The following is a 25,420-nucleotide window of genomic DNA, read 5'->3' as shown; positions in this document are numbered from 1 at the left end:
GGCGGTCCGGGCGTGTGCCACATCACTTCCGGGCCGCCTCACCTGCGGTGGAAGGCCTTTCTCCGAGCATCATCCGAAACTCGAAGTTTGGCCATTCCGTTATGGGTCATTGGTTGCGTATGGGTATTTTGCTTACGATCCTCGGAGTCATTCTCATCGTCGCCGGCGTTCTCGGGGTGCTGCGCAGCCAGCTCCTCTGGGGCATCATCGCCATTGTCGTCGGCCTGTTCCTGGTCCCCGGCTACTTCTACGGCTTCTAGCCGTGCGGGCCTCCCCGTCCGACGACGGGGAAACCGGGAAACGGCAGTCAACCCTTCAGCAGCGGGCCGGGCGCCCGACCGGAACTCTCCGGTGGGCGCCGGGCCCGCTTCCCGTGGGGCCGTCCTCCGCAGACCGCGCCGGCCCCCGTGTACCCTCGTGGAAGGCTGGTCAGCCCTGCTCCCCCTTGCGCCCCGTGTTCCCGGAACCCCGGTCCCGGCCGTGAGGTGTGCCCGGGAGCGGGACCGAGAACGGGAGGCATTGCTGTGAAGAGGGTCGAGCCGCAGGTGCGGTTGGTGGCGCGTCCGCAGGTGGACTACGACGCGATCGCCGACTACCTCCAGGAGGTCGGGGGCGAGTCGTGGCTGGAGCGCTTCGACCGCGGTGAGCTCGACGCCCACCTCAACGACCCCCAGAACCTCGCCGAGTTCGCCGGGCGTCTGTGCTACCGCTCGTGGGAGCCGGGCCTGAACCCCAACGTCACCCGGGTGCGCGCCGACCAGGACGCCTACCTCGGCAACATCCTGGCCAGCATGCACGGCTCGGTCCTGGAGCACATCAGCTTCAGCTTCGTCCTGCACAACGTGTCCCGTGTACTGACCCATGAGCTGATCCGCCACCGCCCGGGCGTGGCCGTCTCGCAGGAGTCGCTGCGCTTCGTGCGCCTGAACGACCTGCCCTTCTGGTTCCCCGAGTGGGCCCAGGAGGACTCGGAGCTGATGAAGCGCGCCACCGACATGCTGGCGCAGATGGAGGAGTTCCAGCTCTGGATGGCCGACCACTTCGGCCTGGACGACGAGGGCGTGAAGTTCGCCGAGAAGAAGCACAAGACGTCGTTCATGCGCCGCTTCGCCCCCGAGGGCGTCGCCACCGGCCTGGTGTGGACCGCCAACGTGCGCACCCTGCGCCACACCCTGGAGGCCCGCACCGCTCCCGGTGCCGAGGAGGAGATCCGCCTGCTGTTCAACCTCATCGGCGAGGCCCTGAAGGAGGAGGCCCCGGCGCTCTTCGGCGACTACGAGGTGTCCGACGGCGCCTGGGTCCCCAAGTGGCGCAAGGTCTGACCGCCCGGGTCCGACCCCGATGCGGACGGCGCCCGCCCTGGAAATCCTTCCGGGGCGGGCGCCGTCGTTTTCCGGGGCCGCTCTCTCGGTACGTGCAGGCGGATTCCCGCTACCGGTCGTGGGACGGGTTTTCACGGGGACCGAAAACCAGGACTTTCCCCCTTCCGTGACATGTGCTGTGTGCTCCGTTGCTCCTGGTCCGAGCGTTGCGTGACGGCTCCGGTGCACCAGTTGCTCAGGGGATGTCCGCAACACGAGTAACCGTGTTCACTTCAGCTGCATGCGGCTGGAGTGAGGCGGAGTGGTACCGACAGGTGCTCGCCTCTGATTCCTGTTTTTTGGATGTTGTCATGATGTGGCGGGAGAATTCGCAAAAGGAACTGCCTGTCTCCCATAAGGCACCGTTTGGACAACTTGGGCATTCTTCTTTTTTGCATCGGGTAACGGAAAACCGAAAACGGTGCCTGCCCTGGGCTTTCATGGTTTTTCTCTGGAGAGGTTGGAAGAATGCGGAGGGCGCCGGCGGGGATGCGGAACAACCGGCGCACATTTCCCGAGCGCATGGAAAAGGAAGAAGGTCATCAGGATGAGGGCTCTCGTATCCGCCTTGGCGGGATGTGCACTCGTGGCGGCCGGCACCCTGACCGGGGCCGCCCCGGCCTACGCCGCCACCGGAGAGGTGGTGGTGTTCACGACCGAGTTCGAGAACCTGCGGCACTACCAGAACCCCGCGTCGGGAAGCTGCCACCCGCTGCCCGCGACCGCACACGTCCTGGTCAACCTCACCGACACGGACGTGCACCTCCACGCCGGTCGCGGATGCCTGGGCCCGGGGGTCACGGTCGCGCCGGACCGCGGCTGGCACGCCCCGCCCAGCGGGCTGTTCAGCTTCTCGGTGTCCTGAGCGGCTCCGTTCCGCCGGCGCGTCCGCGCCCTCGGAACCGACCGCCGTTTTCCGCGCGCAGTGCCCCGGCACGTCTCCCCCGGGGCACGGGAGGGACCCCCGGGTTCTCCGGGACCTGACGCGCACCGTGAACAGGACGAACGGAAAGGCACCTGACCGCATGCTGCACACCCTCGTCGTCGGCCTGGGCAGATCGGGAGAAGGACTGCACCTGCCCTCGCTCGCCAAGGCGCGGGCCCAGGCACCCGCCCTCTTCGCCCCGGGGCCCGTCGTGGGGTTCGACCCCTTCCGGGGCGAGGTCGACGGAGTGCTCATGACCGACTCCCTGGAGGAGGCGGCGCGCTCCGCGCCGCCGCAGCGCACCGTGGTCCACCTGTGCACGCCTCCGCACCTGAGATCGGAACCGCTGGAGCACCTGGCGCGGCTCGGCTACCGCATGGTCGTCGTGGAGAAGCCGCTGGCCCCGGACCTGGTGGAGCTGGCCGCCCTCGCCCGGCTGCGGCGGCGCTGGGGGCTGGACATCACCGTCACCACGCAGTGGCTGGACAGCGCGCTCACCCGGCGGTTGCGCGCCGCGGTGCGAAGCGGTGCCTTCGGTGAGCTGCGCACCGTGGCGGTGCGGCAGAACAAGCCCCGCTTCACCCGCACCGCGGAGGAACCGGGCCACCCCACCGCCTTCGACGTGGAGGTGCCGCACGCGCTGGCCGTGCTGGTCGACCTGGCCGGAGGAGCCGACGTCACCTCGGCTTCCCTCGACGACATGGCCACCGACCGCACCACACTGCCCCGGATGGGCCGGGCCCGGCTCGGCCTGGTCCACCACCGCGGGGTGCTCAGCAGCGTCGAGTCGGACCTGACCTCCCCCGTCCGCGAGCGCCGGATCGTGCTGGAGTTCGACAGGGCGGTCCTCACCGGCCACTACCCGTGCAGCGCGGCCGACCACACCGCCCAGCTGTCGGTCCGGACGCCCGGCAGAGGCCCCACCCGCTCGGTCTTCACCGACGACGCGCTCCCCGCCTTCCTCCGCGCCGCCTACAGCCGCTACGCCGGTTCCTTCCCCGGGCCGGGGACGCTCCCCGTCCAGGTGGAGGCGGCCCGGCTGCTCGCGGAGGCCAAGAACCTGTGCGCCGCCGGGTCCCGGAAGCGGGAGGTGGACAGTGTCGTCGCCTGAACGCACCCGTCCGGTGTTCGCCGGCATCGGGGACGAGGCCGCGCCCGACCTCGCCGGACAGCTGGCAGCCCTGGCCGAGCTCGGCTGGGACCTGCTGGAACTGCGCTCCGTCGACGGGGTTCCGGTCGCGGCGATGGACGAGCGCGCCTTCGCCCGCGCCGCGCAGGAGATCGGCGACGCCGGTGTGCGGGTGGTCGCGGTCGACTCCCGTATCGGGAACTGGTCCCGGCCCGCCACCGGGGACTTCGCCCCCGACCTGGCCGAGTGGGAGGTGCTCGTGCGCCGGTGCGCCCTCCTGGGCGCCCGGCTGGTCCGGATCATGTCCTACCCCTCGGGCGGGCTGGACGACGCCGAGTGGGGCCGCCGGGTCCGCCTGCGCCTGCGCGAACTGGCCCGCCGCGCCGAGGACACCGGGCTGGTGCTGGCACACGAGAACTGCGCGGGATGGGCGGGCGAGAGCGCGGAGCGGGCCCTGGACCTGCTCGACGCGGTCGACAGCCCCGCCCTGCGGCTGCTCTTCGACACCGGCAACGGGATCGCCCACGGGTACTGCGCCCCGGACATGCTGCACGCCCTCGTCGAACACGTGGTGCACGTCCACGTCAAGGACGCCGTGGCCGGGTCCGGCGGCGATGCCGACTACGTGCCGCCTGGCGCGGGGGAGTCCGGAGTGGCCGAGTGCCTGGAGACGCTGGCCGCGCACGGCTACACCGGAGCGCTCTCCCTCGAACCCCACCTGCACATGCGCCCCCACCTGCGGGCCTCGGGCACCGACCCGGGCCGGGGCGATCACGGCGACTTCGTCCGCGCCGGACGCGCGCTGGAGCGGCTCGCGGCCCGTGCCTGGCACGGGGAGGCGGTCGGATGAGCGCCGCTCTCGCCCCCGAGGACCGCGAACTGCTGCTGCGGCTGCTCGCCCTGCCCACCGCGGGCCCCCTGGAGACCAGACCGGCCGGGCCCCGACCGCGCCTGCACGAGGCCCAGCTCCTCTATGCCCGGGCGCTGGCCGGCATCGGCTTCCGCACGGTGCACCACGCCCCCGCCGGGCCCGCCGACCTCGACCGCCCCGACGTCCCGGCCCCGGTGCGCGAGGCCGCGTCCGACCCCGCTTTCCTCGACTGCCAGCCCAGCCTGGTGGCGCGCCTGGGACCCGACCTGCCCGCCGGGCGCACCGTGATGTTCAACGTCCACCTGGACACGGTCGCCGGAGAGCTGCCGGTCGGTTTCGACGGGGAGGTCTTCCGCGGACGCGGCGCCGTCGACGCCAAGGGACCCGCGGTGGCACTGCTGGCCGGGCTTCGCGAGGCCCGCCGCCGGAATCCGGCGGTGGGGCGTGACGTCGCCGTGCTCGTCCAGGCCGTGTCCGGGGAGGAGGGCGGTGCCCTGGGGACCCTGGGCACCCGGCCCCTGGTCGAACGCGGCCACACCGGCCGGCTCAACGTCTTCTGCGAGCCCACCCGGATGCGCTTCCTCCCCCGCAGCACGGCGGCGATGACCGCGCGCGTGTCGGTCCGGGGGCAGGACGCGGTGGACGACCGCCCCCACACCGGGCACAACGCCTCCGTGCTGCTGGGCTTCCTGGCCCAGCACCTGGGACGGGCCCTGGAGCGGCACGCGGCGGCGGGCGCCGTGTGCGTGGCCGGGCTGCACACCGGCACCCTGCACAACAAGGTCTACGGAAGCGGCTCCCTGCTGCTCAACCTGTCCTACGCCGACCCCGCCGCGGGGCGCCTCCTGGAACGGGCGCTGGCCGAGGCGCTCGACGAGGGCCTCGACGTGTTCGCCAAGGACTTCGCCGGCACCGCGCTGCTCGGCCGCACGGCCGCCGACGCCCGCGCCCTCACCCGACTGGAGTGGCGCAAACGCGGCCTGCCGGTACTGGACGACCGCGACCCCTGGGGGCACGCCCTGCTGCGCCGGGCCGGGATCGAGCCCTGGCCGCAGGAGGAGCCGTCCTTCACCTGCGACGCCATCTGGATGTCCGGTGTCCCCGGGGCCTGCACCGTGGTCCTGGGGCCGGGTGACCTGGCCGCCAACAACGCGCACGCCGAGGGAGAGTTCGTCCGCGTCGCCGAACTCGACGGGTTCGCCGACGCGGTGGCCCGCATCGTGACCGCATTCGCCGAAGAGAGGAACACAGGAGCGTGAGCACCGCCTCCCTGCCGCAGGCCCTGCCGGAACACAGGACCGTGCGGGTGGACCACGACGACCTGATCGCCTTCACCGCGCAGGTGTTCGCCGACCGCGGCCTTCCTCCGGCCAGGGCGGACCGGGCCGCGCACGCACTGTGCCACGGCGACCTCACCGGGCCCCGCTCCCACGGTCTGGCCAACCTCACCCGGCTCTACCTGCCGCTGCTCGACGAGGGCAGGGCCGACCCCTCGGCCGAGCACCGGACCGTCACCGACCTGGGGGCGGCGGTGCTCCTCGACGCGCGCGGCGCGCTGGGGCTGTGGTCGGCGAGCGAGGCCGTGGAACTGGCGGCCGAACGCGCGGGGCGCCACGGCATCGGCCTGGTGTCCGTGCGCGGGGCCACCCACCTGGGCTGCGCCGGATACCACGCGCTGCGCGCGGTCGAGCACGGCATGGTGGGCCTGGTGGCCGCCAACTGCGGGCGCCAGCGCATCGCCCGCCCGCCCGGCGGGGCGGTGGCGATGCTGGGCACCAATCCGCTCAGTGTCGCGGCCCCGGCCGGGGAGCATCCGCCGTTCCTGCTCGACATGAGCACCACGGCCGCACCCACCGGCCGGATCCGCCAGGCGGCCCGCGAGGGCAGGACCCTGCCGGAGGGGCTCCTGTGCGACGACGGCGGGGCACCGGTCACCGACCCCGGTGCCTTCGACGCCGGACGGGCGCACCTGATGTGGCTGGGCGGGGAGGACGGCCGCTACAAGGGCTTCGGTCTGGGGCTCGCGGTCGAGGTGCTGGCGGCGCTGCTGCCCGGAGCGGGGACCGGTCCCCACCCCGAGGCCCTCGCCGCGGGTGGTGGGCCGAGCGGGCGGGACGACGACATCGGCTTCCTCGTCGCCGCCCTCGCCCCCGACGCCCTGAGGGAGAGTTTCGACTCCGACGCGGAGCAGATGTTCGGCGCGCTGCTGGACTGCCCGCCCACCGATCCGGCCGAGCCGGTGCGCTATCCCGGATGGCACGAGTACCACCGGGCGCAGGAGCGCAGGCGCGAGGGGGTCCCCCTGGAGGCGTCGCTGTACGCCGAGCTGGCGGATCTGGCCGCGTGGAGCGGCCTGCGGTTCCCGGCCCCGGTGGAGCACGGGGCGGGGGAGGGGCTGTGACGGGCGGGCCGCTGCGGGTGGGCCTGGTCGGGCTCGGTGTGATCTCCCGCTTCTACATCGCCGCGCTGCGGACGGTTCCGGGGATGAGCCTGGCCGCGGTCTGCGACCGCGATCCCGGGGTTCTCGCCGCGGACCGCTCCGGCGCGCCGGGCTATACCGACCACGTGCGGATGCTCGACGAAGCGGGCCTGGACGCGCTGGCGGTCACGGCGCCCAACGACACCCACGCCCGGATCTGCGCGGACGCGCTCGACCGGGGCGTGGCCGTGTGCGTGGAGAAGCCGCTCGCCCTGGACCTCGCCCAGGGGGAACCGCTTCGGGTCCTGGCCCGCGACAGGGACGCGGTGCTCTTCACGGCCTTCCACCGCCGCTACAACTCCGAGGTCGCGCGGCTGCGCGGGGAGCTGGCGGGCCGGCGGGTGGAGGAGATGACCGTGCGCTACCTGGAGCGGATCGAGGAGCACGCCGGCACGGACACCTGGTACCTGGACCCGGGCCGGTGCGGCGGGGGATGCGTCGCCGACAACGGGCCCAACGCCTTCGACCTGGTCGAGTTCCTGCTGGGGCCTGCCGAGGTGGTGGCGGCCCGCGTGGATCGGGACGCCGCGGGCACCGATCGGCGGGCCGACGTCGAACTGCGCGCCGGCGGGGCCCGGGTGCGGGTGCTGCTCGACTGGTCCCATCCCGGTGAGTGCAAGGAGGTCGAGGTGCGCACGGCCGACGGTGCGGTCCTGACGGCGGACATGCTGGCGGGCCGGCCGGGGTTCAAGGAGTCCCTGTGGCACGAGTACGAGGGTGTGCTGACCGAGTTCGGCCGGCGGGTGCGCGGCGGCCGGGTCGACGACGCGGGCGGGCCGTCCGCGCTGCGGCTGGTCGGGGACACCTACCGGCGGGCGGCCGTCGGCGGGGAGCAGGCGAGGGAGGGCGTGGGATGAACCCGCACGAGGACGGGCCCAAGCGCGATGTCACGGCGGTGCTGGTGAAGGTCCTGGTGCACCGCAGGGACGAGCGCGGCATGCGGCTCGAACCCCATGCCAGCCGGTGTGTCCGCGCGGGGGAGGTGCACGAGCTGGTCGCCACCGACCACACCGGGACCGAGACGGGGACCCGCATCGACCGGGTGGGGTTCCTCGGGTTCGCCGAGATCACCTCCGCGGGGGTGGTGGACCGCGGCGACGAGGTGTGGATCGGCTCCCGCAGGGTGGGGGTGGTGCTCGGGTTCGACGGATGCCACCTGCCCAACCACTACAACGTGCTGGTGCACGCCGATCCGGTGCCGACGGGGCGGGACCTCGGGCTGGCCCCGGAGGAGCCGCTGGTGTTCCGGCAAGGGGGGCGGGAAGCGGTGGGACAGCCTCGGGAGGAGCGGCCTCCGAAGAACCAAGCATTCGCCCATAAATGTCCCAATTAAGGGATCAAAAATGCCGAAGAAATTCTCGGGAAAACCTTTCGGTGGAGTGCTAAAGAGGTACCATGAGGGCGCGGAAAAAAGTTTGGCCCGGTCGGGTCGGACAATTGTTTTTCGCGTAGATGAGAAGTGTTGTCAGCGTGTTTTTTGTTGACCGAGAGGAAAAGTAGATGACGACTGCGACCAAGCCCGCCAACCGCCTGGAGAAGCGATTCAGCTTCTGGGACTCCAACGGCAACGGCGTGATCGAGCGCTCGGACTTCGAGAAGGAGGCGAACGGGATCATCGATCGCCTCGGAGCCGCGGGCAGCGCCGACAGCGCCGCCCTGAAGGACGCCTACCTGGGCATGTTCGACCTGTTGGCCCAGGCGGCCGGCACCCAGGAGATCAGCAGGGAGAAGTTCCTCGAGGTCGCCGAGAGGGAGATCATCGGCCGGGGCGACGTCGGCTTCGCCGAGTTCGTGCAGCCGACCATCCAGGCGATCGTCACCGTGCTCGACACCGACGGGGACGGCGAGGTCGACGCCACGGAGATGGGGAAGTGGTTCGAGGCCGTCGGTGTCGACGCCGACAGCGCCGCACAGGCCTTCAGTGCGCTGGACACCGACGGCAGCGGCCGGCTCTCCACCAGTGAGCTGGTCGCGGCGGTCCGCGACTACCACCTCGGCAGGAACGACATCCCCCTGCTCGGCGCCTGAGCCCGTTTCCGCCCCCCGTTCCGGTTCCGGTCGCGGCGGCCCGCCGCGGCCGGAACCGGCCCCCTGCGCCGCAGAAATACAGGAACGTGAAGAAAACACTTTCTCTCCCCGAAGACCCCCCCGTCGGAAGAACGCACTCCCCCCTCCCTTTCTTCGAACAGTCGAAGACATTTCGAGAACTGTGGCCCGACATTCGTGAGAACTGCCTGCGGGTCATGGACAGGGGGAAGTTCTCCCACGGTTCCATGGTCGCCGAGTTCGAACGCGAATTGGCTCGCTGGACCGGAGCCGGGCACGTCGTCGGCGTCAATTCCGGAACCGACGCGCTGGTTCTGCTGCTGCGGGCCGCCGGACTGCGGCCCGGGGACGAGGTGGTCGTTCCCGCCTACAGCTTCATCGCCACCGCCGGCGCGGTGGTGCTCGCCGGCGGCGTTCCCGTCTTCGCCGACATCGAGGAGCAGGGGTACGGCATCGACCCGGCCTCGGTGGACGCGGCCGTCACGCCCCGGACCCGCATGGTCATGCCCGTGCACCTCTTCGACCGCCTGGCCGACATGGACGGCGTGCACGAGGTCGCCCGGCGCCGCGGCCTGACGGTGCTGGAGGACAGCGCCGAGGCGATCGGCATGCGGCTGCGCGGAGTGCACGCCGGTCTGCTCGGAACCGGGGGAGTGCTGTCGTTCTTCCCCGCCAAGACGCTCGGCGCGATCGGCGACGCGGGCGCCCTGCTGACCGACGACGACGCCGTCGCCGAGACGGCGCGCGCGCTGCGCCACCACGGCCGCTCCGGGCAGACCCTCGACGACTTCCCCGGCATCGCCAACCCCACGGTCCTGCCCGGATGCAACAGCAAGATGGACGACATCCAGGCAGCCGTGCTGCTGGCCAAGCTCTCCCGCCTGGAGGACGCCATCGCCCGCCGGGCACAGCTGTCGGCCCGCTACGACTCCCGCCTGCGGGACCTGCCCGGTGTGCGGGCCGTCCCCTCCGGAGCCCCCGTGCACCCCGGCGGCAACCGGGTCGTCTACGTCCACCTGGTCGAGGTCGAGGAACGCGACGCCCTGGTCGCCCACCTGGCCGGGGCCGGGATCGGGACCGAGGTCTACTACCCGCTCCCGCTGCACCTCCAGCCGTGCTTCGCGCACCTGGGGTACGCGCGGGGAGCCTTCCCGCGCGCCGAACGCGCCTGCGAGGCAGCGGTCGCCCTCCCGCTCCACCCCGACCTGACCGACGCGCAGGTCGACCGGGTCTGCGACGAGATCGAGGACTTCTGCGTCAGGAGGCGCGCATGAGCACGGCGGCCGGACACACCGTCCCGTTCTTCGCCCCGGACCTGTTCGGGGCAGACCGCGGCGCCCTGCTGGAGGCCGTCCACGAGATCGGGACCGGGGCGGCGCAGAAGTTCATCCTGGGCGAGCGCACCGCCCAGCTGGAGCGCGCCCTGCGCGACCGGCTCGGCGCGGCCGACGCCGTCGCTTGCTCCAGCGGGACCTCGGCGCTCACCCTCGTCCTGTCGGCGATGGGGATCGGCCCCGGCGACGAGGTGGTGGTGCCCGCCTTCGGATGCGCCCCACTGGCCTCCACCGTCATCGCCTGCGGTGCGCGCCCCGTCTTCGCCGACATCGACCCGCACACCCTGACCCTGGACCCGGACGCCGCCGAGGACGCGGTCGGAGCACGTACGCGGGCGCTCATGCCCGCGCACATCTTCTCGATGATGGCCGACATGCCCCGCTTCCGGGCCCTGGCCGACCGCTACGCGCTGCGCCTGGTCGAGGACTCCGCCCTCGCCCAGGGAGGCACGCTGGCCGGGCGGCCCGCAGGACTCTGGGGCGACGCCGGCGTCTACTCGTTCGTCCAGGTCAAGACCTTCGGCATGCCCGGCGAGGGCGGCATGGTGGTCACCGGCGACGCCGAGCTCGCCCGGCAGGTGCGGATGCTGCGCAACCACGGCCAGGACGGCACGCGGCGCTTCGTCCACCACCGCGTCGGCCACAACAGCCGCTTCGACGAGGTGATGGCGACCTTCCAGCTGCACCGGCTGGACGGGCTGGAGGAGCGTCTGGCGCGCCGGGCCGAGATCTCCGCGTACTACTCGGCCCGCCTCGCGCCGCTGGCCGAGGACGGGATCGTCGCGCCGCCCACGGGCGGGGACGGGCGCTGCCACTACGTCTACACGCTCCTGGCCGAGCGGCGCGACGAGCTCCGGGCCCACCTGGCCGAGAACGGGATCGACACCCACGTGTACTACCCGCGGACGCTGCCCGCGCAGCCCGCCTTCGCGCCGTGCGCCCCGCCCGGTGCGCGCTGGCCGAACGCGGAGTCGGCGGCGCGGCGCAACATCTCGCTCCCGCTGTACCCGCACCTGGGCGACAGCCAGGTGGAGCACATCGCCGACACCGTGTACGCCTTCGCGAGGAGGAACCCATGACCGAACAGAGGGTCTCGCCCCCCGCCGCACCTGCCTCTCCTCCGTCCGCCTCCGACCCCGGGGCCTGTGTCCTGCCGGCCTCCACACCGCCCCCCTCCGCGGGCACGGTGCCCGTACGCGGCCGCCTGGCCGCCTACGCCCGTCTGGCCAAGCTCGACATCGTCGACTACTACATCGGCCTGCCCCTGGTCCTGGCCATGCTGGCGCCCGCTCTGCGCTGGGAGCCCTCCACGCTGGGACTGCTCCTGCTCGTCCTGCTCGCCGAGGTGGCCGTGGTGGCCGCGATGGTCGCCCTCGACGACGTCACCGGCCACCGGGACGGCAGCGACGCGGCCAACTACGGGTCGGACGCGGCCCGCCGCCGCCTGGCCCGCAAACCCCTCGTCGCCGGCACGCTCACCGAACCCCAGGCGCTGCGCTTCGCCTGGGCGGCGACCGGGCTGAGCGCGGTGCTGTGGACGCTCGTCGTGCTGGCCGCACCGCACCGGCCCGCGTGGGCCGTCGCCCTGGCCGCCCTGTGCGTGGTCGCGTCGATCCAGTACTCCTGGGGCCTCAAGATCAGCTACCGGGGCTTCCAGGAGGTCTTCCTCATCGGACTGGGCGTGGGCTGGGTCCTGGTGCCCTACGCGCTCCTCACCGGAGAGGTCGACGGCTTCGTCGTGGTCCAGGCACTGCTGTTCGGGTTCGGGCCGATGCTGTTCGGCCTGTACTCCAACACCAACGACGCCGCCGGCGACCGCGCCGCCGGGCGGATCACCGTCGCCGCACTGGTCTCCCCCCGCCTCAACGCCGCCTTCATCGTCGCGGTGACCGCGGCCGAGAGCCTGCTCATCAGCGGTTCCGCCCTGATCGGCCTCTCCCCCTGGTGGTTCCCCGCCGTGCTCGTCCCGGTCTTCGCGATGCGGGTGGCGCAGCTGGTGATCGGCTTCGTACGCGGCGACATCCTGCGCGCCCGCCGCATGGCCATCCACACCCACCGCGTCACCGTGGTCCTGCTCATTGCCGCGAACCTCCTCGCGCCGGTGCTCCTGGGGGCCGGGGGATGAGTTCGGAACTCGACGTCGCCGTGGTCGGCGCGGGCCCCGCAGGGCTGGCCGCGGCCCACGCCCTGGCCCGGGCGGGACGCTCGGTACAGGTCCTGGAGGCCGCCGACGCGGTGGGAGGCCGGATGCGCACCCTGCGCGAGCACGGCTGCCTCATCGACACCGGCGCGGAGATGATGCCCCCGGCCGGCGCCTATCCGGCCACCTGGCGGCTGATCCGGGAGCTCGGACTGGCGGACGGGGGCGCGGTGACCCGGGTCCGCGGCGCCCTGTCGGTGTGGCGCGGCGGCCGGGCCCGGCCGCACGCGGGCCGCCCCCTGGGCCTGCTCACCGGCGCGGGCCTGTCCCCGCGCGCCAGGGCGGACCTGCTGCGCCTCCAGGTCCGGCTGGCCGCGGCCCGGCCGGACCCCGAACACCCCGAGCGCTCCCCGCTGGGCGAGAGCACCCTCGCCGACCTGCTGCGCTCCTGCCACCCGGAGCTGCGCGACCGGCTGCTGGGGCCGCTGGCCGCGGGGTTCTTCGGCTGGGTCCCCGAGCGGACGGCCGCCGCCCCCTTCGCCGCCCACCTGGTCTCCGCCGGGAGCACCGCCCACTGGTGCACCTACCGCGACGGCATGGACACCCTCGCACGGGCCCTGGCCGACCGGCTCGACGTGGCCACCGGCCATCCCGTGACGGGTGTGGCCGCGGTCCCCGGCGGGGTCCGGCTGGACTCCCCGGCCGGCGCGATCTCCGCGAGGGCGGCCGTGCTGGCGGTCCCCGCACCGGTCGCGGCGCGGCTGCACCCCTCCGCCCCCGAGACCGAGCGCGCCTACCTGGAGGCGTGCGAGTACGCCCCCATGCTCCGCGTCTCCCTCGTGCTGGACCGCCCCCTGGAACCGGTCGGCGCGTGCGGGGGCTTCGCCGTCCTGGTGCCCGCCGCGGAGGACCCGCTGCTCAACGTGGTCACCGTCGACCACAACAAGCACCCCGGTCGCGCCCCGCAGGGGCGGGGCCTGATCTCCCTGATCGCCTCGCCCCGGGGCGCGGCCGAACTCCTCGACGCCTCCGACGAGGAGGCGGTGTACCGGCTCACCCTGCGGGCGGAGCACCTCCTCCCGGGGGTGTCCGACCGAGTCGAGGCCTCCCTCGTGCACCGCTTCCGCCACGGTCTGCCCGCCGCCACACCGCGGGCCCTGCGGCTGCGCGCCGCCTTCGCCGCCCGCGGGCCCTCGGCCGTGGACTACGCCGGGGACTGGCTCGCGCTGCGCCCGTGCAGCGAAGGCGCCGTCTCCTCCGCGGCGAGGGCCGCCGAACGGGTGCTGGCCTTCCTCGCCCCGGCGGCCGACCGCGCCCCGATCTCCAGTGAGGAACGATGATGCCGTTCACCAAACCCATCCACCTCGGGACCCTCTTCGACGACCTGGCCTCGCGCGGCAGCGGTACCGCCCTGCACCTGAGCAGGCCCCTGGACATCGACCCCTCCCGGGGCGTGGAACTCGACGTGCCCGGTGCGGCCGAACTGGTCACCGAGGCCGCGGGATGGTTCGCCGCGGCCGGGGTCCGACCCGGCGACCGCGTCGCGATCGCCAAGCGCAACCACTGGGACTACGTGCTGCTGTCCTGCGCCGCGGCGCGGCTGGGCGCGGTGCCCGCGTCACTGTCGGCGCACCTGGAGCCGCAGGCGCTGGAGACCCTGCTCAAGAGGCTGGAACCGGCGCTGCTGGTCACCGACACGGCACTGCTGGAGGCGGCCCGGGAATCGGGGGCCGGCCCGTCCGCGCACGCCGCACGCACCCTGGTCCTCGACTCCCCGCCCGGGGTGTACGGGCCGGACCTCCTCGGCCTGGACGACGTGCGCGGCTCCGCCGCCCCGCCGCCCCGCCGCCCGCACCTGGACGCACCGCTGGCGATCATGCACACCTCCGGCACCACCGGGGTGCCCAAGCTGGTCGTGCACTCCACCCGCACGCTCATGCGCCGCCTGGCGGGGTTCGAGTCGCACCGCTGGCCCGTGCTGGGCAGCCGCCCGAGCGACACGGTGACCGGTGCGTTCTCCTTCGCGCACGGCCGCGCACTCGCCTGGAGCGCCGGGGTGCTGTGGCTGTCCCCGGCCGCGCTGTCGGTGATCACCGGCCCCGACTGGGACGAGGCCGGCCCGATGCTGCACCGGTACCGCCCCACCACCCTGGAGGCCCAGCCCTCCACCTACGTGCGCTGGCGCCCGAGGGCCCAGGAGCGCGGGCACCCCTTCGGCCGGGTCCGGCTCTACATCAGCACCTTCGACGCCCTGCACCCCACGACCGCGCGCACCTTCCTCGACGCCACCGGCCGCAGGGCGCCGGTGTGGATGCAGGGCTGGGGGCAGAGCGAGACCGGGCCGCTGACCTTCCGCTTCCTCACCCGGCGGGCCCTGGCCCGGAGCGGGGAACGCCACCCGACCACCCGCGACCTGGGCCGCCCCGTGCCCACCCGCACCCGCCTGCGCGCGGTCGACCCGCGGACCCTGCGCCCGGTCCCGCCCGGCACGCCCGGCCTGCTGTTCTGCCGCACCGACGCCCTGTGCCTGGGCTATGTCGGGGAGGAGGAGCGGTGGCGGTCCAAGCTGGTGGGCGACTGGTGGAACACCGGCGACCTCGGGACGATCTCCCGCACCGGTGCGGTGCGCCTGGTGGACAGGGAGGTGGACAGCCTCCCCGAGGGAAGCTGCCTGGAGGTGGAGGACGTCGTGGACGACCGCCTTCCCCAAGTGCTGGAGTGCGTCGTCCTGAGCGTTCCCGGAGGCCCTCCGGTGCCGGTCGTGGTCACCGCGGACGGACATCTCGACGCCGATGCCTGGCGCAAGGCCGTCGCCGACCTGCCCCCGCTGGCCGAACCCGTGGTGACGACCTGGGACGGCGTGCCGTGCACGGCCACCGGCAAGGTCCGGCGCGCCGTGCTGCGCGACCGCCTGGGCCTGCGCCCCGACAGCTGCGGGACGGGAAGGTGGACGTGACGGAACGGCCCGCGCGGACGCTCCTGCCGCTGGCCGGGGCGGTCGCGCACACGGTCGGCGACTCGGTCGCGCTGCACATCGCGGAGACCCGGCTGCGGGCGCTGGGATGCTCCGTCTCCCGGCGCCCCGGCACCGCACCCCCCGGTGCCCCGGCCGGGCAGATCGACCTGGTCCGGGTCCCGGGCGGATTCCGCCGCACACCCCTGCCCGGCTGCGCCCTCGACTGGGCCGGTCCCGTGGGGGTGCCCATGGCGGGCGAGCACGACGTGCAGGCCGCCTGCGGCCTCGCCCACCTGCACGGCCGGTCCCGCGGCGGGCCCCGGTTCCTGGGTGTGGACTACGCGTCGGTGTGCGCGGGCGTGCTCGCCGCGCAGGCCGTGACGGCGTCCGTGCTGGCCCTGGCCCGCGGCGGACCCGCCCTGGACGCGACCGTCTCGGCCGCCCAGGCCGCCCTGCTCGCGGCGGGCCCCCACGTCGCGGCGGCCACCGCCCCGGGCCAGGACCCGCCCCGGCGGGGGGAGCCCGGCGCCGCTCCGCCCTTCCGGGCCTCGGACGGGACGCGCTTCGAGATCGAGACCCTGGACGCGGAGGCCTGGCTGGCCTTCTGGACCGACCTGGGGGCCGCCCCCTCGGCCATCGCCGCCGGCTGGCCGCACTTCCAGAGCCGTTTCGCCACCGCCGTGTGCCCGCTGCCGCCGGAGCTGGCCGCCGCTGCCGCCGCCGCGGACCTCTCCGGTGTGCGCGCGGCCGCACACCGCGCCGGGGTGAGTATCGCCCTGCTGCGTACCGCGGCGGACGCGGAGGCCTCCGCCTCCGCCTGGAGATGGCGGCTGCGCCCGACCGGGGCCAGGGGGAACCCGCTGCCCGCCCCCCGCGCGGCCGCGCCCCTGTCCGGACTGCGGGTGGTCGAGGCGACCAGCCGGATCCAGGGCCCGCTGGCGGGCCTGCTGCTGGCCATGCTGGGCGCCGAGGTGGTGCGGATCGAACCCCCCGGCGGCGACCCGATGCGCGGGGTGCCGCCGATGGTGGGGGAGTGCTCCGCCCGCTTCCTGGCCCTGAACCGGGGCAAGGACGCGGTCGAGGCCGACCTCGGGACCGCCGCGGGGCGCCGCACCGCACAAGAGCTGGCCGCCACCGCCCACGTGTTGCTCTACAACTGGCCGCCCGGGCGCGCCCGGCGCTTCGGGCTGGGACCGAAGGACCTCGCCGAATGCGCCCCCGGCCTGGTCCATGTCCACGCGGACGGGTGGGCCGGGGACGCACCCGGGCCCGGTGCGACGGCCACCGACTACCTGGTCCAGGCGCACGGCGGGGTGGCCGACCTGCTGGCCGGGCCCGGTGAGGAGCCCGCGCCGTCCCTGCTCACCCTCACCGACGTGCTCGGTGCACTCCTCGCCGCGGAGGGTGCGCTGGCGGCGCTGCTGGCCCGCGCCCGCACGGGCACCGGCATGCACGTCCGCACCGCCCTGGCGGACGCGGCCGGGCTGCTGCGCCGCGCCGGACGCGGCACCGCGCCCGAGGGCCGCAGCGGTCCCGCCCCGGCCCAGGACCTGGCGGCGATGGCGTCCGCACCGGAGTTCGCGGGGGCCTTCGACACGGTCGGCGGCATCTCCTGCTTCCGGGCCCCGTGGACCTTCGCCCCTGCCGGCGACCGCCCGCGGGACGCACCGCCGGCCGTGGCCGTCCCGGCGGGGGAGGTGCCGTGACGGTGCACCGTCCTCCGGCGCGAAGGCCCCTCCGGCGGAGGGCGGAGCCCGCCTTCCTCGCGCCCGGGCGCCGGTGTCCCGCCCCGTGCCGCGCCGACCACGGACTCCCCGGCCACGGACTCCCCCGCCACGGACCCCTCGACGACCTCTCGGAGACGCGATGACGTGGACCTCGTCCAACGGACTGGTGCTGGCCGACCTCGTTCCCCCCGGCCTGCGCGCGGAGTGGACCGCCCGGGGCTGGTGCCCCGGCAAGGACCTCTACACCCTGTTCCGCGAGCACGTGCGCGCCTTCCCCGGCCGGGAGGCCGTCGTCGACGACCGCGGAACGCTCGACTACGCCGCTCTGGACGCCCGGGTGCGGAGCGCGGCCGCCGCACTGGCAGCCGGAGGGACCGGCGAACGCGACGTGGTCGCCGTCCTGCTGCCCAACGGGCGCGAGGCGGTCGTCGCCGAACTCGCCGTCGCCGCCGTGGGGGCCGTCGCGCTCCCCGTCCCCGACGGCCGGTCCCCGGACGACGTGCGCGCCCTTCTGCGCCGCTCCCGGGCGGCCGGCCTCGTCACCGTGCCCGGCAGGGCACACGAGACGGACCGCGCGGACCTGCCGCATCTGCGCCGGGTGTGGACGTTCGGCCCCGCGCGCCCGGGGACGCACAGCCTGGACCGGACCGGTCCGGACGAGCCCGGCCGCTGGAGCCCGGCCCGGCCCGACCCCGAGTCCCCGGCCCGCATCCTGCTCTCCTCGGGGTCGGAGGGGGAGCCGTCGATGGTCGCCTACACGCACAACGCCATGGCCGGCGGCCGGGGCAACTACCTCGCGGCGCTGCACACCGGGCCCGAGCCGATGCGCAACCTGGTGCTCGTCTCGCTGGCCTCCTCCTTCGGCTCCTGCGGGGTGCCGGTGACCCTGGCCCGGCACGGCGGGACCCTGGTGGTCCTGCCCCGCTTCGACCCCGCCGCGGCCCTGCGCGCGATCGAACGGCACCGCCCCACGCACCTGATCGGGGTGCCCACGATGCTGCGGCGCGTCGCCGCCCTGCCCGAGCGGGCCGACACCTCGTCCCTGCGCGCGGTCGTGGCCAGCGGGGCGCCGCTGACCCGGGAGGTGCACGACCTCTGCCTGCGGCGCTTCGGCCGGCCGGTGATCAACGTCTACGGTTCCACCGACGGGGTCAACTGCCACACCGGCGGCCGCCCCGGGGCCTGGGAGCCCGGCATGGCCGGGCGCCCCGCCCCCGACGTGGCCGAGCTGAGCATCCGCGACCCCGGCGGCCGTCCGCTCCCGGCAGGGGAGACGGGCGAGATCTGGGCGCTGGGCCCGATGACACCGCTGTGCCACGTCGACGCACCCGGCCTGGACGCCGAACGCCGGGCCCCGGGCGGATGGGTGCGCACCGGCGACCTGGGCCGGCTGGACCGCGACGGCGTCCTGTGGGTGGTGGACCGCCTGCGACGGACGGTGATCCGGGGCGGGGTCAACGTCTTCCCCGCCGAGGTGGAGCGCGAGCTCGGCGCCCACCCCCTGCTGGCGGACGTCCACTGCGTCCCCGTGCCCGACCCCGACCTGGGCGAGCGCATGTGCGCGTGTGTGTCCCCCGTGGCGGGGGCCGTCCCTCCCTCCGGGCAGGAGCTGATCGCCTTCCTGCGCGAACGGGGCCTGGACCGGCGCAAGCTTCCCGAGCACGTGGTCGTCCTGCCCGAACTCCCGCTGGGCCCGACCGGGAAGGTGTGCACGGCCACCCTGGCCCGCATCGCGACCGAGACCGTCCGAGCAGCAGGGCGACCCCCGACCGAAGGAGGACCGATGACCGACACCACTACCGAGGCGGTGCCCGAAACCGGCGGTGCGGACCGCTATGTCTTCGACAACCACAGCGAGCACGCCTCCGACCAGCACCGCTTCCTGGCGGCCGCCTACGATCCGATGACCGTCGAACGCCTCGAACAGACGGGGGTCGGGCCGGGGTGGCGCTGCCTGGAGGTGGGTGCCGGGGGCGGCAGCGTCGCGCTCTGGCTGGCCCGCCGGGTCGCGCCCGCCGGAAGTGTCCTGGCCACCGACATCAAGCCGGAGCGCATCCCCGCCGCGGAAGGGCTGTCGGTGGTCCGCCACGACATCGTCCGCGACCCGCTTCCCGAGGCCGCCTTCGACCTCGTCCACGCCCGGCTGGTGCTGCTGCACCTGCCGGAGCGGATCGCGGTCCTGGACCGCCTGGTGCGCGCCCTCAAACCCGGCGGGGTGCTCCAGCTCGACGAGTTCGACATCACCTACGGCCCGGCGCTGCTCATGCCCGACGCCCGGGCGCAGAAGCTCTACGAGGAGTTCCAGGAGGCCAAGACGAGGCTGATGGTGAGGGCCGGAGCCGATCCGGCCTGGGGGCGCAACGCCGCCGATGCGATGCGCCGGGCGGGACTGGTGGAGATCGACCCCCGCCCCCGGCTGGAACTGTGGGACGCGGGGTCCCCCGGCGTGCACCTGATCGCGCACCACACCCGGCACCTGCGCGAGGCGTTCCTGCGCGAGGGGATGACCGACGGGAAGCTCGCCGACGTGCGCGCCCTCCTGGCCGACCCCTCCTTCCGGGCGAGCTCCTGCGCGATCTACTCGGTCCAGGGGCGCCGCCCCCGCTAGGCACTGTTTTTTGGATGCTCTCGCCGTATCGGCGGAGCCGATCCTCCGGCGAACGGCCGGCCAGGTGTTCCCTTGCGAGGCGGGGAGCGCAGCTCAGCCTGGTCGGCTTCGCAAGCTCTCCGACGCGGCAAGGGGGCGCCTGGCGGCCGTGCAGCCCGAGATGATCCAAAAACAGGGCCTGGAGGCGTCGGGGCGGGCGGACGCGTGCGCGGGCCGGTGCGGAGCCCCGGGCCCGCACCGGCCCGTTCTTGGTCTCCGAAAGTAGTTGCACGGATACCCGGAATGCGCATTCCGTGTTAGGTTCCGAAATCCGGGAGCGCTCCCACACCCCCCGAACCGCATCCCGGGGCACGCCCTGGGACCGCACACGAGGAGCAGCATTGCCTGACAGATCCCCCCGGTCCGGCGGCCCCGCCCCCGGACCCCGCCGTCGGGGGCACCTGCGCCACGTCCTGTACACAGCCCTGACCGCCCTGCTCTGCATGGGCGGCGTCTCCGCGGTGCCGGCCCCCGCAGCGGCCGCCGACATCGACACCGGCGCCTACTACGTGCTGGTCAACCGGCACAGCGGCATGGTCGCCGACGTCCTCAACGGCTCCACCGACAACGGTGCCGAGGTCATCCAGTGGCACCGCACCGACGCCGCCTGGCAGCAGTTCCGCTTCGTCTCCTCCGGCGACGGCCACTACCGCATCGTCAGCCGCCACAGCGGCAAGGCACTCGACGTGTGGGAACGCTCCACCGCCAACGGCGCCGAGATCCGCCAGTACACCGACAACAACGGCGCCAACCAGCAGTGGCGCCCGGTCGACACCGCCGGCGGGGTGCAGCTGATCAACCGCCACAGCGGCAAGGCCCTCGAGGTCTGGGAGTGGAGCACCGAACCGGCCGCCCGCCTGTCCCAGTACGACTCCACCGGCGGCAACAACCAGGTCTGGGACCTGGTCCGCGTCGACGGCGGGAACGGCTCGGGCGACTGCGGCAGCGGCAGCTACCACACCGAGGCCGTCCAGAACGGTTCCACCTGGACCGCTCGCCGCGGCGGGACGACCCTCTACAGCGGCGGTGACATGCTCACCGCCATGCGGGCGGCGGTCGACGGCCTGACGCCGGGCCGCAGCTCGCAGGAGCGCGTGGTGGTGCGCGGATCCGGTTCGATGCCGGCCAACACCTCGCTGGACCTGCCCAGCCACACCTCCCTGGAGGTGTGCGGCACGATCAACGTGACCGGCACACCCAGCGCCAACAACGCGGCCGTGCGCATCCGCCACGTCACCAACGTGTCCGTTCCGCACCTGACCCTGACCGGAAACCCGTACTTCGGCGTATGGGTGCGCACCTCGCAGAACGTCCACTTCGGGCAGATCGACCTGCGCCTGTCCGGCGGACTGGGCATGCGCATCGACAGCCGCGACAACGACGCCGTCCGCGAGGCGCGCAACATCCGCATCGACGACGTGTACGTCTCGGGCACCGGGAACCACGGTGTGGAGACCTACGGCGTCGACGGCCTGACCATCGGCACCGTCACCGCCCGCAACACGGCCTACTCGGGCCTGCTGCTCAACGACACCGTGAACGCCACCGTCGGCAGGGTCGACGCCGTCGGCGCGGGCACCGGTACGGGTTACGCGGCCTTCCGCATGGCCAACCGCAACGGCCGCGTGGGCAACTCCTACCCGGCCAACATCCGGGTCGGCGAGGTCCGCGCCCGCGGCGGCGGCCGGGGGATCTTCTGCGTCTCCGAGAGCGGCGGCGCGGTGATCGAGCGCGTGGACATCGCCGACACCGGCAGCAACGCGATGCTGATCGAGAACTGCTACAACGTCACCGTCGCAGAGCAGGGCGGAACCGTGTCCGGACCGGGCGACATCCGGATCGCCGCCCGCTCGGAGTTCGCCAACACGCGCGACGTCACCTTCCAGAACCTGACCCTGAACAACACGGCGATCAACGAGAACCCGTGTGCCTCGAACACGGTCGTCCGCAACATCACCTGGAACAACAGCCGGAACAACACCTGCTGACCGGCGGTCCCGGGGGGCGGACGCGCCCCCCGGGACACCGGCCGATCGTCGGTACCCCCGGTTAGTGTCGGAAGGAGGACACCGAAGAGGGCGGAAGAGGGTGCCGACCATGGAACCGCAGCAGCGCACCGACAGAGCGAGCCGCACCGTCCGCGCCCGCGCGGAGCACGTCTACGCGGTGATGACCGACCCGCGCGCCCTCGAGGCCTGGCTGCCTCCGGAGGGTATGACCGGCCGCATCGAGCGCTTCGACCCCCGCCCCGGCGGCGGATACCGCATGGTGCTGACCTACACCGACCCCGCTTCCGCGCAGGGCAAGACCACCGGGTCCAGCGACGTCGCCGAGGTCGAGTTCGCCGAACTGGTCCCGGGCGAGCGGATCGTGCAGCGGGGCGTCTTCGACTCCCCGGACCCCGAGTTCGCCGGCACGATGACGATGACCTGGCAGCTCACGGAGGTCCCCGAGGGCACGCTGGTGACCGTCGAGGCGACGGGCGTGCCCCCGGGCATCTCCCCTGCCGACCACGAGGAGGGGCTCGCCTCGTCCCTGGCCAACCTCGCGGCCTACGTCGAGCAGTGACCGTGCGTGGTGCGAGGCCCCGACGGAAGCAGCCGAGGCCTCGACCCGGGCCCGATCCGCGCCCTCACCCGCCGGTTGCCAGGCCGCTCAAGCGCTCCTCGACCTCTGCCGCGCGGGGGTCGCCGTGGTCGCGCAGGTGGTCCAGGGCGGCGCCCAGCGCCTCCCGGGCCTGTTCGGGTTCGCCGAGGTGGAGGTGGGCGTCACCGAGGCCGAACAGGGCGATCGTTCTGCTGTCCTGGTCGCCGTGGTCGGCGAACACCTCCTCGGCCGCACGGTAGGCCTCCCGTGCTTCGCCGAACCGGCCGAGCCCGGCCAGGACGCGGCCGAGGGTGCAGCGGCCCCAGGCCACGCTCCACACGTTCCCGATCTCCGTGAAGACCCGCACCGCCTCCCGGACGTGGACCAACGCCTCCTGGAAGTCCCCGGTGTCGGCGGCGAACTCGGCCAGGCTGAGCAGGCACATCGCCTCCCCGCGCCGTTCCCCGGCCTCGCGGAACGCGGTGACGGCGCGTTCCACGAGGCCGATCACCTCGGCACCGCGTTCGCCCCGCTGCCAGGACAGCAGGGCCAGCTGCCGCAACGCGAACCCCTCGACCCAGGGCTCTCCCGAACCCAGCGCAGCCCGGTAGTGCCCTGCGGCTTCCTCGACATCGCCGAGCAGCCACAGGGCATCACCCAGCCCCAGGTGGTTGCGCGCGAGACCGAGAGAACTGCCCGCCAGTTCGGCCGACCTCAGACCGATGACCTGCATGCCCCGCCACTCGTCCCAGTGGCGGTGCCGCTCGAAGAGCGGATAGACGCTCGCAGCCAGGCGCCAAGCGATGTCGTGGTGTCCGTGCCCGTGGGCGGAGTCCAGGGCGGCGAGCAGGTTGGTCCGCTCCTGCTCGAACCAGGTCAGCGCCTCGGAAGGAGAACCGAACTCCGGCAGCTGTCCGGACGGTTCCGCACCTGGGACGACGGGGAAGTGCGGATGCGCGGCCTGCTGGGCCCGGCAAGCGGCGTGCGTGTACCATCGAGCGGCACGCTCCGCCACCTCTCCTGCCGTGGCGGGACCGTCCTCGGCGGTGGTCCGCTCCGCCGCGTACAGCCGTACCAGGTCGTGCAACCGGTAGCGGTCGGGACGCGTCCGCTCCACGAGATGTGCACGGACCAGACGCTCCAGGAACCGTCGGGCAGCGGCCTGCGGGACATCCGCGAGAGCCGCTGCGGCAGCAGCGGAGAACTCCGCTCCCGGGTGCAGGCCCAGAAGCCGGAAGAAACGGGCAGTGTCGTCATCCAGAGCTGCGTAGGACGACGCCATCACGGCGCGCAGATCACTCAACTCGTCCTCCTCCGACAAGGCGTCCAGGCGGGACTCCTCCGCGGACAGTTCCGACACCAGATCCGACAGGGGCACATCCCGGCGGTCGGTCAGCCTCTCAGCCGCGACTCGCAGGGCCAGGGGGAGGCGAGCGCAGTGTTCGGCGATACGCCGTGCTTCCTCGGGAGCCTCGTCCACACGTGTTCCCACAGTCCGGCGGAGCAGCTCCACCGAATCGTCCATCGCCAGGACGTCCAGCGAGAGGCGTCGAGCACCTTCTCGGCTCACCAGCCCGGAGAGGCTGCTGCGGCTGGTGACGATCACCATGCAGCCGGGAGAGGCGGGGAGCAGAGGCCGGACCTGGGCGGGGCCGAGGACGTCGTCGATGACGACCAGCATGCGCCTGCCGCTGAGTTCGGAGCGGAAGAGGGAGGCGCGGCCGTCCAGATCGAGGGGGATACGGTCGCCGCTGACGCCGAGAGCACGCAGAAAGGAATCCAGGACCTGAGCGGTTTCTGTCCGCGGTCCCGGGGCGTGGCCGTGCATGTGGGCGTAGAGATCGCCACCCGGAAACCTGGCGCGCATGCGGTGCGCCCAGTACAGGGCCAGCGCGGACTTGCCTACCCCTGGCGGCCCGGAGATGACGGCGATGGGGACGTCGCACGTGGTCCCGCCGGCCAGTACGTCGAGATCCCGTAGGTGATCGACCCGGTCGACGAACCCGCTGGGCGAGAAAGGGAGCTGCCGAGGCACCAAAGGGCCACGGCCGTCCGCGGAGACGATGATGTCTCCGTGGACCGTGCCTGCCTGCACGACGGTCCCATCGGCCGTGTGGACGGTGTTGCTGGTGCTCGGGTGCTCTTGCTGATCTGTCACAGGGGGCGCATGTCGGCGTCGAAACGCTTCTCGTACTCGGTGAAGGGAATGGCCAGGTGCAGAGCTCGGTCGCGTATTGCGTTGGCCTGCACGATCTGCTCCGGATCGGTCACCAGTTCGGGGGTGAGCATGGTGCCGTCGGGGGTGTAGTTCATGCGCACCAGCTGGTGGGAGTCGAACAGCCAGTAATCGAACCGGGGGATGCCCTGCGGCCACTTGCCCTCGTCCACGGGCAAGATGTTGACATCCTCGCCCGCTTTGACATTGGAGCGATAGGCGCACACGCACTCGAACCGCAGATAGTCCGTCAGAGGTTCGACGACGACGTGGACCCGGCGGAACTGCCGCCCACTGCCGAGGAGGCGCGTCCACTCCTTGCGGGAGGCGGGGGCGATTACTTCTCCGTCGACCATGAAGCGGCGGAACGCCTCTTTCTCATAGCCGACGTCGTAGACCTGGAGTGTCTCCAGACGGAACGCGGTGTACCGGAACTCCTCGAAGAAGCGGTCGAACTCGGTCTCGCTGACCGGGCGGAGCCCCATGTCCCGAACAGTCACATCCCCCTCCGCCGGTAGTGCTCGACCGCGGCGAGCACGATCTCGGGGGAGATGCGGACCGCGGTCTCGCCCGGCAGGGGATTGGCCAGCTTCGCGAAATCGGAGTCGTTCAGGCCCGCGCCCTGGACGACGAACTCGCCCGTGTCGCTGAGATAGACGGAAGGGCAGCCTTTGTCGCCCGACTTGTCGTCCTTGGCGAGCAGCTCCAGTTCCATGGCACTCCGATCGGGCCTCGAAGGAACGTTTCCCAGAACTCGAAGCTAACACGGAAGCCTTGCCCAGTAGGGATTCTGGCCATGTCCGGCCTACCCGTCCACATACCTTTGCCGTATCCGTTCCACTTCGTCCCCGTCCCCCTCGCGCGACGCACGCACGAGCCGCTTGATGTCGGCGGCAGCGAGCGCATCGCGCAACACGTGCGCGGTCTCCTCCAGGGCGGGGGCGTCACGGTCGTGCTCCATGTCTTCCAGCACACCACACACGAGACCTTGTCCAGAAACCTCT

Annotated in this window: 23 protein-coding genes; 19 read left to right on the top strand and 4 right to left on the bottom strand. The window is 73.1% G+C overall.

The window, feature by feature from the left end; all coding sequences use genetic code 11:
• Nucleotides 1–119 precede the first annotated feature (119 nt).
• The 19 genes from FHS13_RS15790 (at nucleotide 120) to FHS13_RS15700 (ending at nucleotide 22,183) form a co-directional block, all read left to right on the top strand.
• Nucleotides 120–260 (top strand): GPGG-motif small membrane protein, encoded by a 141-nt coding sequence (locus FHS13_RS15790; protein ID WP_184292678.1) that lies wholly within the window; start codon nucleotides 120–122, stop codon nucleotides 258–260.
• A gap of 264 nt (nucleotides 261–524) precedes the next feature.
• Entirely contained in the window at nucleotides 525–1,322 is a 798-nt protein-coding gene (thyX, locus tag FHS13_RS15785) for an FAD-dependent thymidylate synthase (RefSeq protein WP_184292677.1), read from the top strand.
• Nucleotides 1,323–1,947: 625 nt separating this feature from the next.
• Nucleotides 1,948–2,226 carry a hypothetical protein gene (locus FHS13_RS15780; protein WP_343065050.1) on the top strand — a complete coding sequence of 93 codons (279 nt, stop codon included), beginning with the start codon at nucleotides 1,948–1,950 and terminating at the stop codon, nucleotides 2,224–2,226.
• 160 nt (nucleotides 2,227–2,386) lie between these two features.
• Complete coding sequence (locus tag FHS13_RS15775; protein WP_184292675.1) at nucleotides 2,387–3,397, top strand: Gfo/Idh/MocA family oxidoreductase; 1,011 nt, start codon at nucleotides 2,387–2,389, stop codon at nucleotides 3,395–3,397.
• Nucleotides 3,384–4,265 carry a TIM barrel protein gene (locus FHS13_RS15770; RefSeq protein ID WP_184292674.1) on the top strand — a complete coding sequence of 294 codons (882 nt, stop codon included), beginning with the start codon at nucleotides 3,384–3,386 and terminating at the stop codon, nucleotides 4,263–4,265. The genes FHS13_RS15775 and FHS13_RS15770 overlap by 14 nt, the downstream gene beginning before the upstream one ends.
• Nucleotides 4,262–5,545, top strand: coding sequence for a M20/M25/M40 family metallo-hydrolase (locus tag FHS13_RS15765; protein ID WP_184292673.1), 1,284 nt, complete (start codon nucleotides 4,262–4,264; stop codon nucleotides 5,543–5,545). The genes FHS13_RS15770 and FHS13_RS15765 overlap by 4 nt, the downstream gene beginning before the upstream one ends.
• Nucleotides 5,542–6,687, top strand: a complete 1,146-nt coding sequence (locus FHS13_RS15760) for an Ldh family oxidoreductase (RefSeq protein WP_184292672.1) — start codon at nucleotides 5,542–5,544, stop codon at nucleotides 6,685–6,687. Before FHS13_RS15765 ends, FHS13_RS15760 begins: the two co-directional genes overlap by 4 nt.
• Nucleotides 6,684–7,622, top strand: coding sequence for a Gfo/Idh/MocA family oxidoreductase (locus FHS13_RS15755; protein ID WP_184292671.1), 939 nt, complete (start codon nucleotides 6,684–6,686; stop codon nucleotides 7,620–7,622). The genes FHS13_RS15760 and FHS13_RS15755 overlap by 4 nt, the downstream gene beginning before the upstream one ends.
• A complete protein-coding gene (locus tag FHS13_RS15750) occupies nucleotides 7,619–8,098 on the top strand; it encodes a DUF6917 domain-containing protein (protein WP_184292670.1) in 480 nt (159 codons plus the stop codon). Before FHS13_RS15755 ends, FHS13_RS15750 begins: the two co-directional genes overlap by 4 nt.
• Before the next feature lie 167 nt (nucleotides 8,099–8,265).
• Nucleotides 8,266–8,793, top strand: coding sequence for an EF-hand domain-containing protein (locus FHS13_RS15745; protein WP_184292669.1), 528 nt, complete (start codon nucleotides 8,266–8,268; stop codon nucleotides 8,791–8,793).
• An 86-nt stretch (nucleotides 8,794–8,879) separates the two neighbouring features.
• Complete coding sequence (locus tag FHS13_RS15740; protein WP_184292668.1) at nucleotides 8,880–10,085, top strand: aminotransferase class I/II-fold pyridoxal phosphate-dependent enzyme; 1,206 nt, start codon at nucleotides 8,880–8,882, stop codon at nucleotides 10,083–10,085.
• On the top strand, nucleotides 10,082–11,224 hold the full coding sequence (locus tag FHS13_RS15735) for a DegT/DnrJ/EryC1/StrS family aminotransferase (protein ID WP_184292667.1): 1,143 nt from the start codon (nucleotides 10,082–10,084) through the stop codon (nucleotides 11,222–11,224). Before FHS13_RS15740 ends, FHS13_RS15735 begins: the two co-directional genes overlap by 4 nt.
• A complete protein-coding gene (locus tag FHS13_RS15730) occupies nucleotides 11,221–12,270 on the top strand; it encodes a UbiA family prenyltransferase (protein ID WP_184292666.1) in 1,050 nt (349 codons plus the stop codon). The genes FHS13_RS15735 and FHS13_RS15730 overlap by 4 nt, the downstream gene beginning before the upstream one ends.
• Nucleotides 12,267–13,625 (top strand): protoporphyrinogen/coproporphyrinogen oxidase, encoded by a 1,359-nt coding sequence (locus tag FHS13_RS15725; protein ID WP_184292665.1) that lies wholly within the window; start codon nucleotides 12,267–12,269, stop codon nucleotides 13,623–13,625. The genes FHS13_RS15730 and FHS13_RS15725 overlap by 4 nt, the downstream gene beginning before the upstream one ends.
• Nucleotides 13,622–15,241 carry an AMP-binding protein gene (locus FHS13_RS15720; protein ID WP_184292664.1) on the top strand — a complete coding sequence of 540 codons (1,620 nt, stop codon included), beginning with the start codon at nucleotides 13,622–13,624 and terminating at the stop codon, nucleotides 15,239–15,241. Before FHS13_RS15725 ends, FHS13_RS15720 begins: the two co-directional genes overlap by 4 nt.
• Nucleotides 15,238–16,947 (top strand): CoA transferase, encoded by a 1,710-nt coding sequence (locus FHS13_RS15715; RefSeq protein ID WP_343065049.1) that lies wholly within the window; start codon nucleotides 15,238–15,240, stop codon nucleotides 16,945–16,947. The genes FHS13_RS15720 and FHS13_RS15715 overlap by 4 nt, the downstream gene beginning before the upstream one ends.
• Nucleotides 16,948–17,107: 160 nt before the next feature.
• A complete protein-coding gene (locus tag FHS13_RS15710) occupies nucleotides 17,108–19,576 on the top strand; it encodes an AMP-binding protein (RefSeq protein ID WP_184292662.1) in 2,469 nt (822 codons plus the stop codon).
• Between the two features lie 380 nt (nucleotides 19,577–19,956).
• The gene (locus tag FHS13_RS15705; protein WP_246405328.1) at nucleotides 19,957–21,603 is read left to right on the top strand and encodes an RICIN domain-containing protein; all 1,647 of its coding nucleotides are present in this window, start codon (nucleotides 19,957–19,959) and stop codon (nucleotides 21,601–21,603) included.
• Between the two features lie 109 nt (nucleotides 21,604–21,712).
• Nucleotides 21,713–22,183: an SRPBCC family protein gene (locus FHS13_RS15700; RefSeq protein ID WP_184292661.1), complete on the top strand. Its 471-nt coding sequence runs from the start codon at nucleotides 21,713–21,715 to the stop codon at nucleotides 22,181–22,183.
• A gap of 64 nt (nucleotides 22,184–22,247) precedes the next feature.
• Here the strand turns inward: FHS13_RS15700 and FHS13_RS15695 are convergent, their stop codons facing one another.
• From FHS13_RS15695 to FHS13_RS15680, 4 genes are all read right to left on the bottom strand, one after another.
• Nucleotides 22,248–24,359: a tetratricopeptide repeat protein gene (locus tag FHS13_RS15695; RefSeq protein ID WP_184292660.1), complete on the bottom strand. Its 2,112-nt coding sequence runs from the start codon at nucleotides 24,357–24,359 to the stop codon at nucleotides 22,248–22,250.
• Complete coding sequence (locus tag FHS13_RS15690) at nucleotides 24,356–24,901, bottom strand: DUF6879 family protein (RefSeq protein ID WP_221443014.1); 546 nt, start codon at nucleotides 24,899–24,901, stop codon at nucleotides 24,356–24,358. Before FHS13_RS15690 ends, FHS13_RS15695 begins: the two co-directional genes overlap by 4 nt.
• An 11-nt stretch (nucleotides 24,902–24,912) precedes the next feature.
• Nucleotides 24,913–25,131 carry a hypothetical protein gene (locus FHS13_RS15685; RefSeq protein WP_184292658.1) on the bottom strand — a complete coding sequence of 73 codons (219 nt, stop codon included), beginning with the start codon at nucleotides 25,129–25,131 and terminating at the stop codon, nucleotides 24,913–24,915.
• 90 nt (nucleotides 25,132–25,221) lie between these two features.
• Entirely contained in the window at nucleotides 25,222–25,389 is a 168-nt protein-coding gene (locus FHS13_RS15680; RefSeq protein ID WP_184292800.1) for a hypothetical protein, read from the bottom strand.
• Between the last annotated feature and the right edge of the window lie 31 nt (nucleotides 25,390–25,420).

This window comes from Nocardiopsis algeriensis (genome assembly GCF_014203695.1).
Classification (GTDB): Bacteria; Actinomycetota; Actinomycetes; order Streptosporangiales; family Streptosporangiaceae; genus Nocardiopsis; species Nocardiopsis algeriensis.
Note: the sequence above shows the minus strand (reverse complement) of the source record. Positions and strands in the feature narration are given on the sequence as shown.

What these genes read in the sequence shown, in the direction of transcription:
- FHS13_RS15790 (WP_184292678.1), top strand. Translation starts at nt 120, where the DNA reads ATGGGTATTTTGCTTACGATCCTCGGAGTCATTCTCATCGTCGCCGGC.
- FHS13_RS15775 (WP_184292675.1), top strand. Translation starts at nt 2,387, where the DNA reads ATGCTGCACACCCTCGTCGTCGGCCTGGGCAGATCGGGAGAAGGACTG.
- FHS13_RS15765 (WP_184292673.1), top strand. Translation starts at nt 4,262, where the DNA reads ATGAGCGCCGCTCTCGCCCCCGAGGACCGCGAACTGCTGCTGCGGCTG.
- FHS13_RS15750 (WP_184292670.1), top strand. Translation starts at nt 7,619, where the DNA reads ATGAACCCGCACGAGGACGGGCCCAAGCGCGATGTCACGGCGGTGCTG.
- FHS13_RS15745 (WP_184292669.1), top strand. Translation starts at nt 8,266, where the DNA reads ATGACGACTGCGACCAAGCCCGCCAACCGCCTGGAGAAGCGATTCAGC.
- FHS13_RS15735 (WP_184292667.1), top strand. Translation starts at nt 10,082, where the DNA reads ATGAGCACGGCGGCCGGACACACCGTCCCGTTCTTCGCCCCGGACCTG.
- FHS13_RS15730 (WP_184292666.1), top strand. Translation starts at nt 11,221, where the DNA reads ATGACCGAACAGAGGGTCTCGCCCCCCGCCGCACCTGCCTCTCCTCCG.
- FHS13_RS15725 (WP_184292665.1), top strand. Translation starts at nt 12,267, where the DNA reads ATGAGTTCGGAACTCGACGTCGCCGTGGTCGGCGCGGGCCCCGCAGGG.
- FHS13_RS15720 (WP_184292664.1), top strand. Translation starts at nt 13,622, where the DNA reads ATGATGCCGTTCACCAAACCCATCCACCTCGGGACCCTCTTCGACGAC.
- FHS13_RS15710 (WP_184292662.1), top strand. Translation starts at nt 17,108, where the DNA reads ATGACGTGGACCTCGTCCAACGGACTGGTGCTGGCCGACCTCGTTCCC.
- FHS13_RS15700 (WP_184292661.1), top strand. Translation starts at nt 21,713, where the DNA reads ATGGAACCGCAGCAGCGCACCGACAGAGCGAGCCGCACCGTCCGCGCC.
- FHS13_RS15690 (WP_221443014.1), bottom strand. Translation starts at nt 24,901, where the DNA reads ATGGGGCTCCGCCCGGTCAGCGAGACCGAGTTCGACCGCTTCTTCGAG.
- FHS13_RS15685 (WP_184292658.1), bottom strand. Translation starts at nt 25,131, where the DNA reads ATGGAACTGGAGCTGCTCGCCAAGGACGACAAGTCGGGCGACAAAGGC.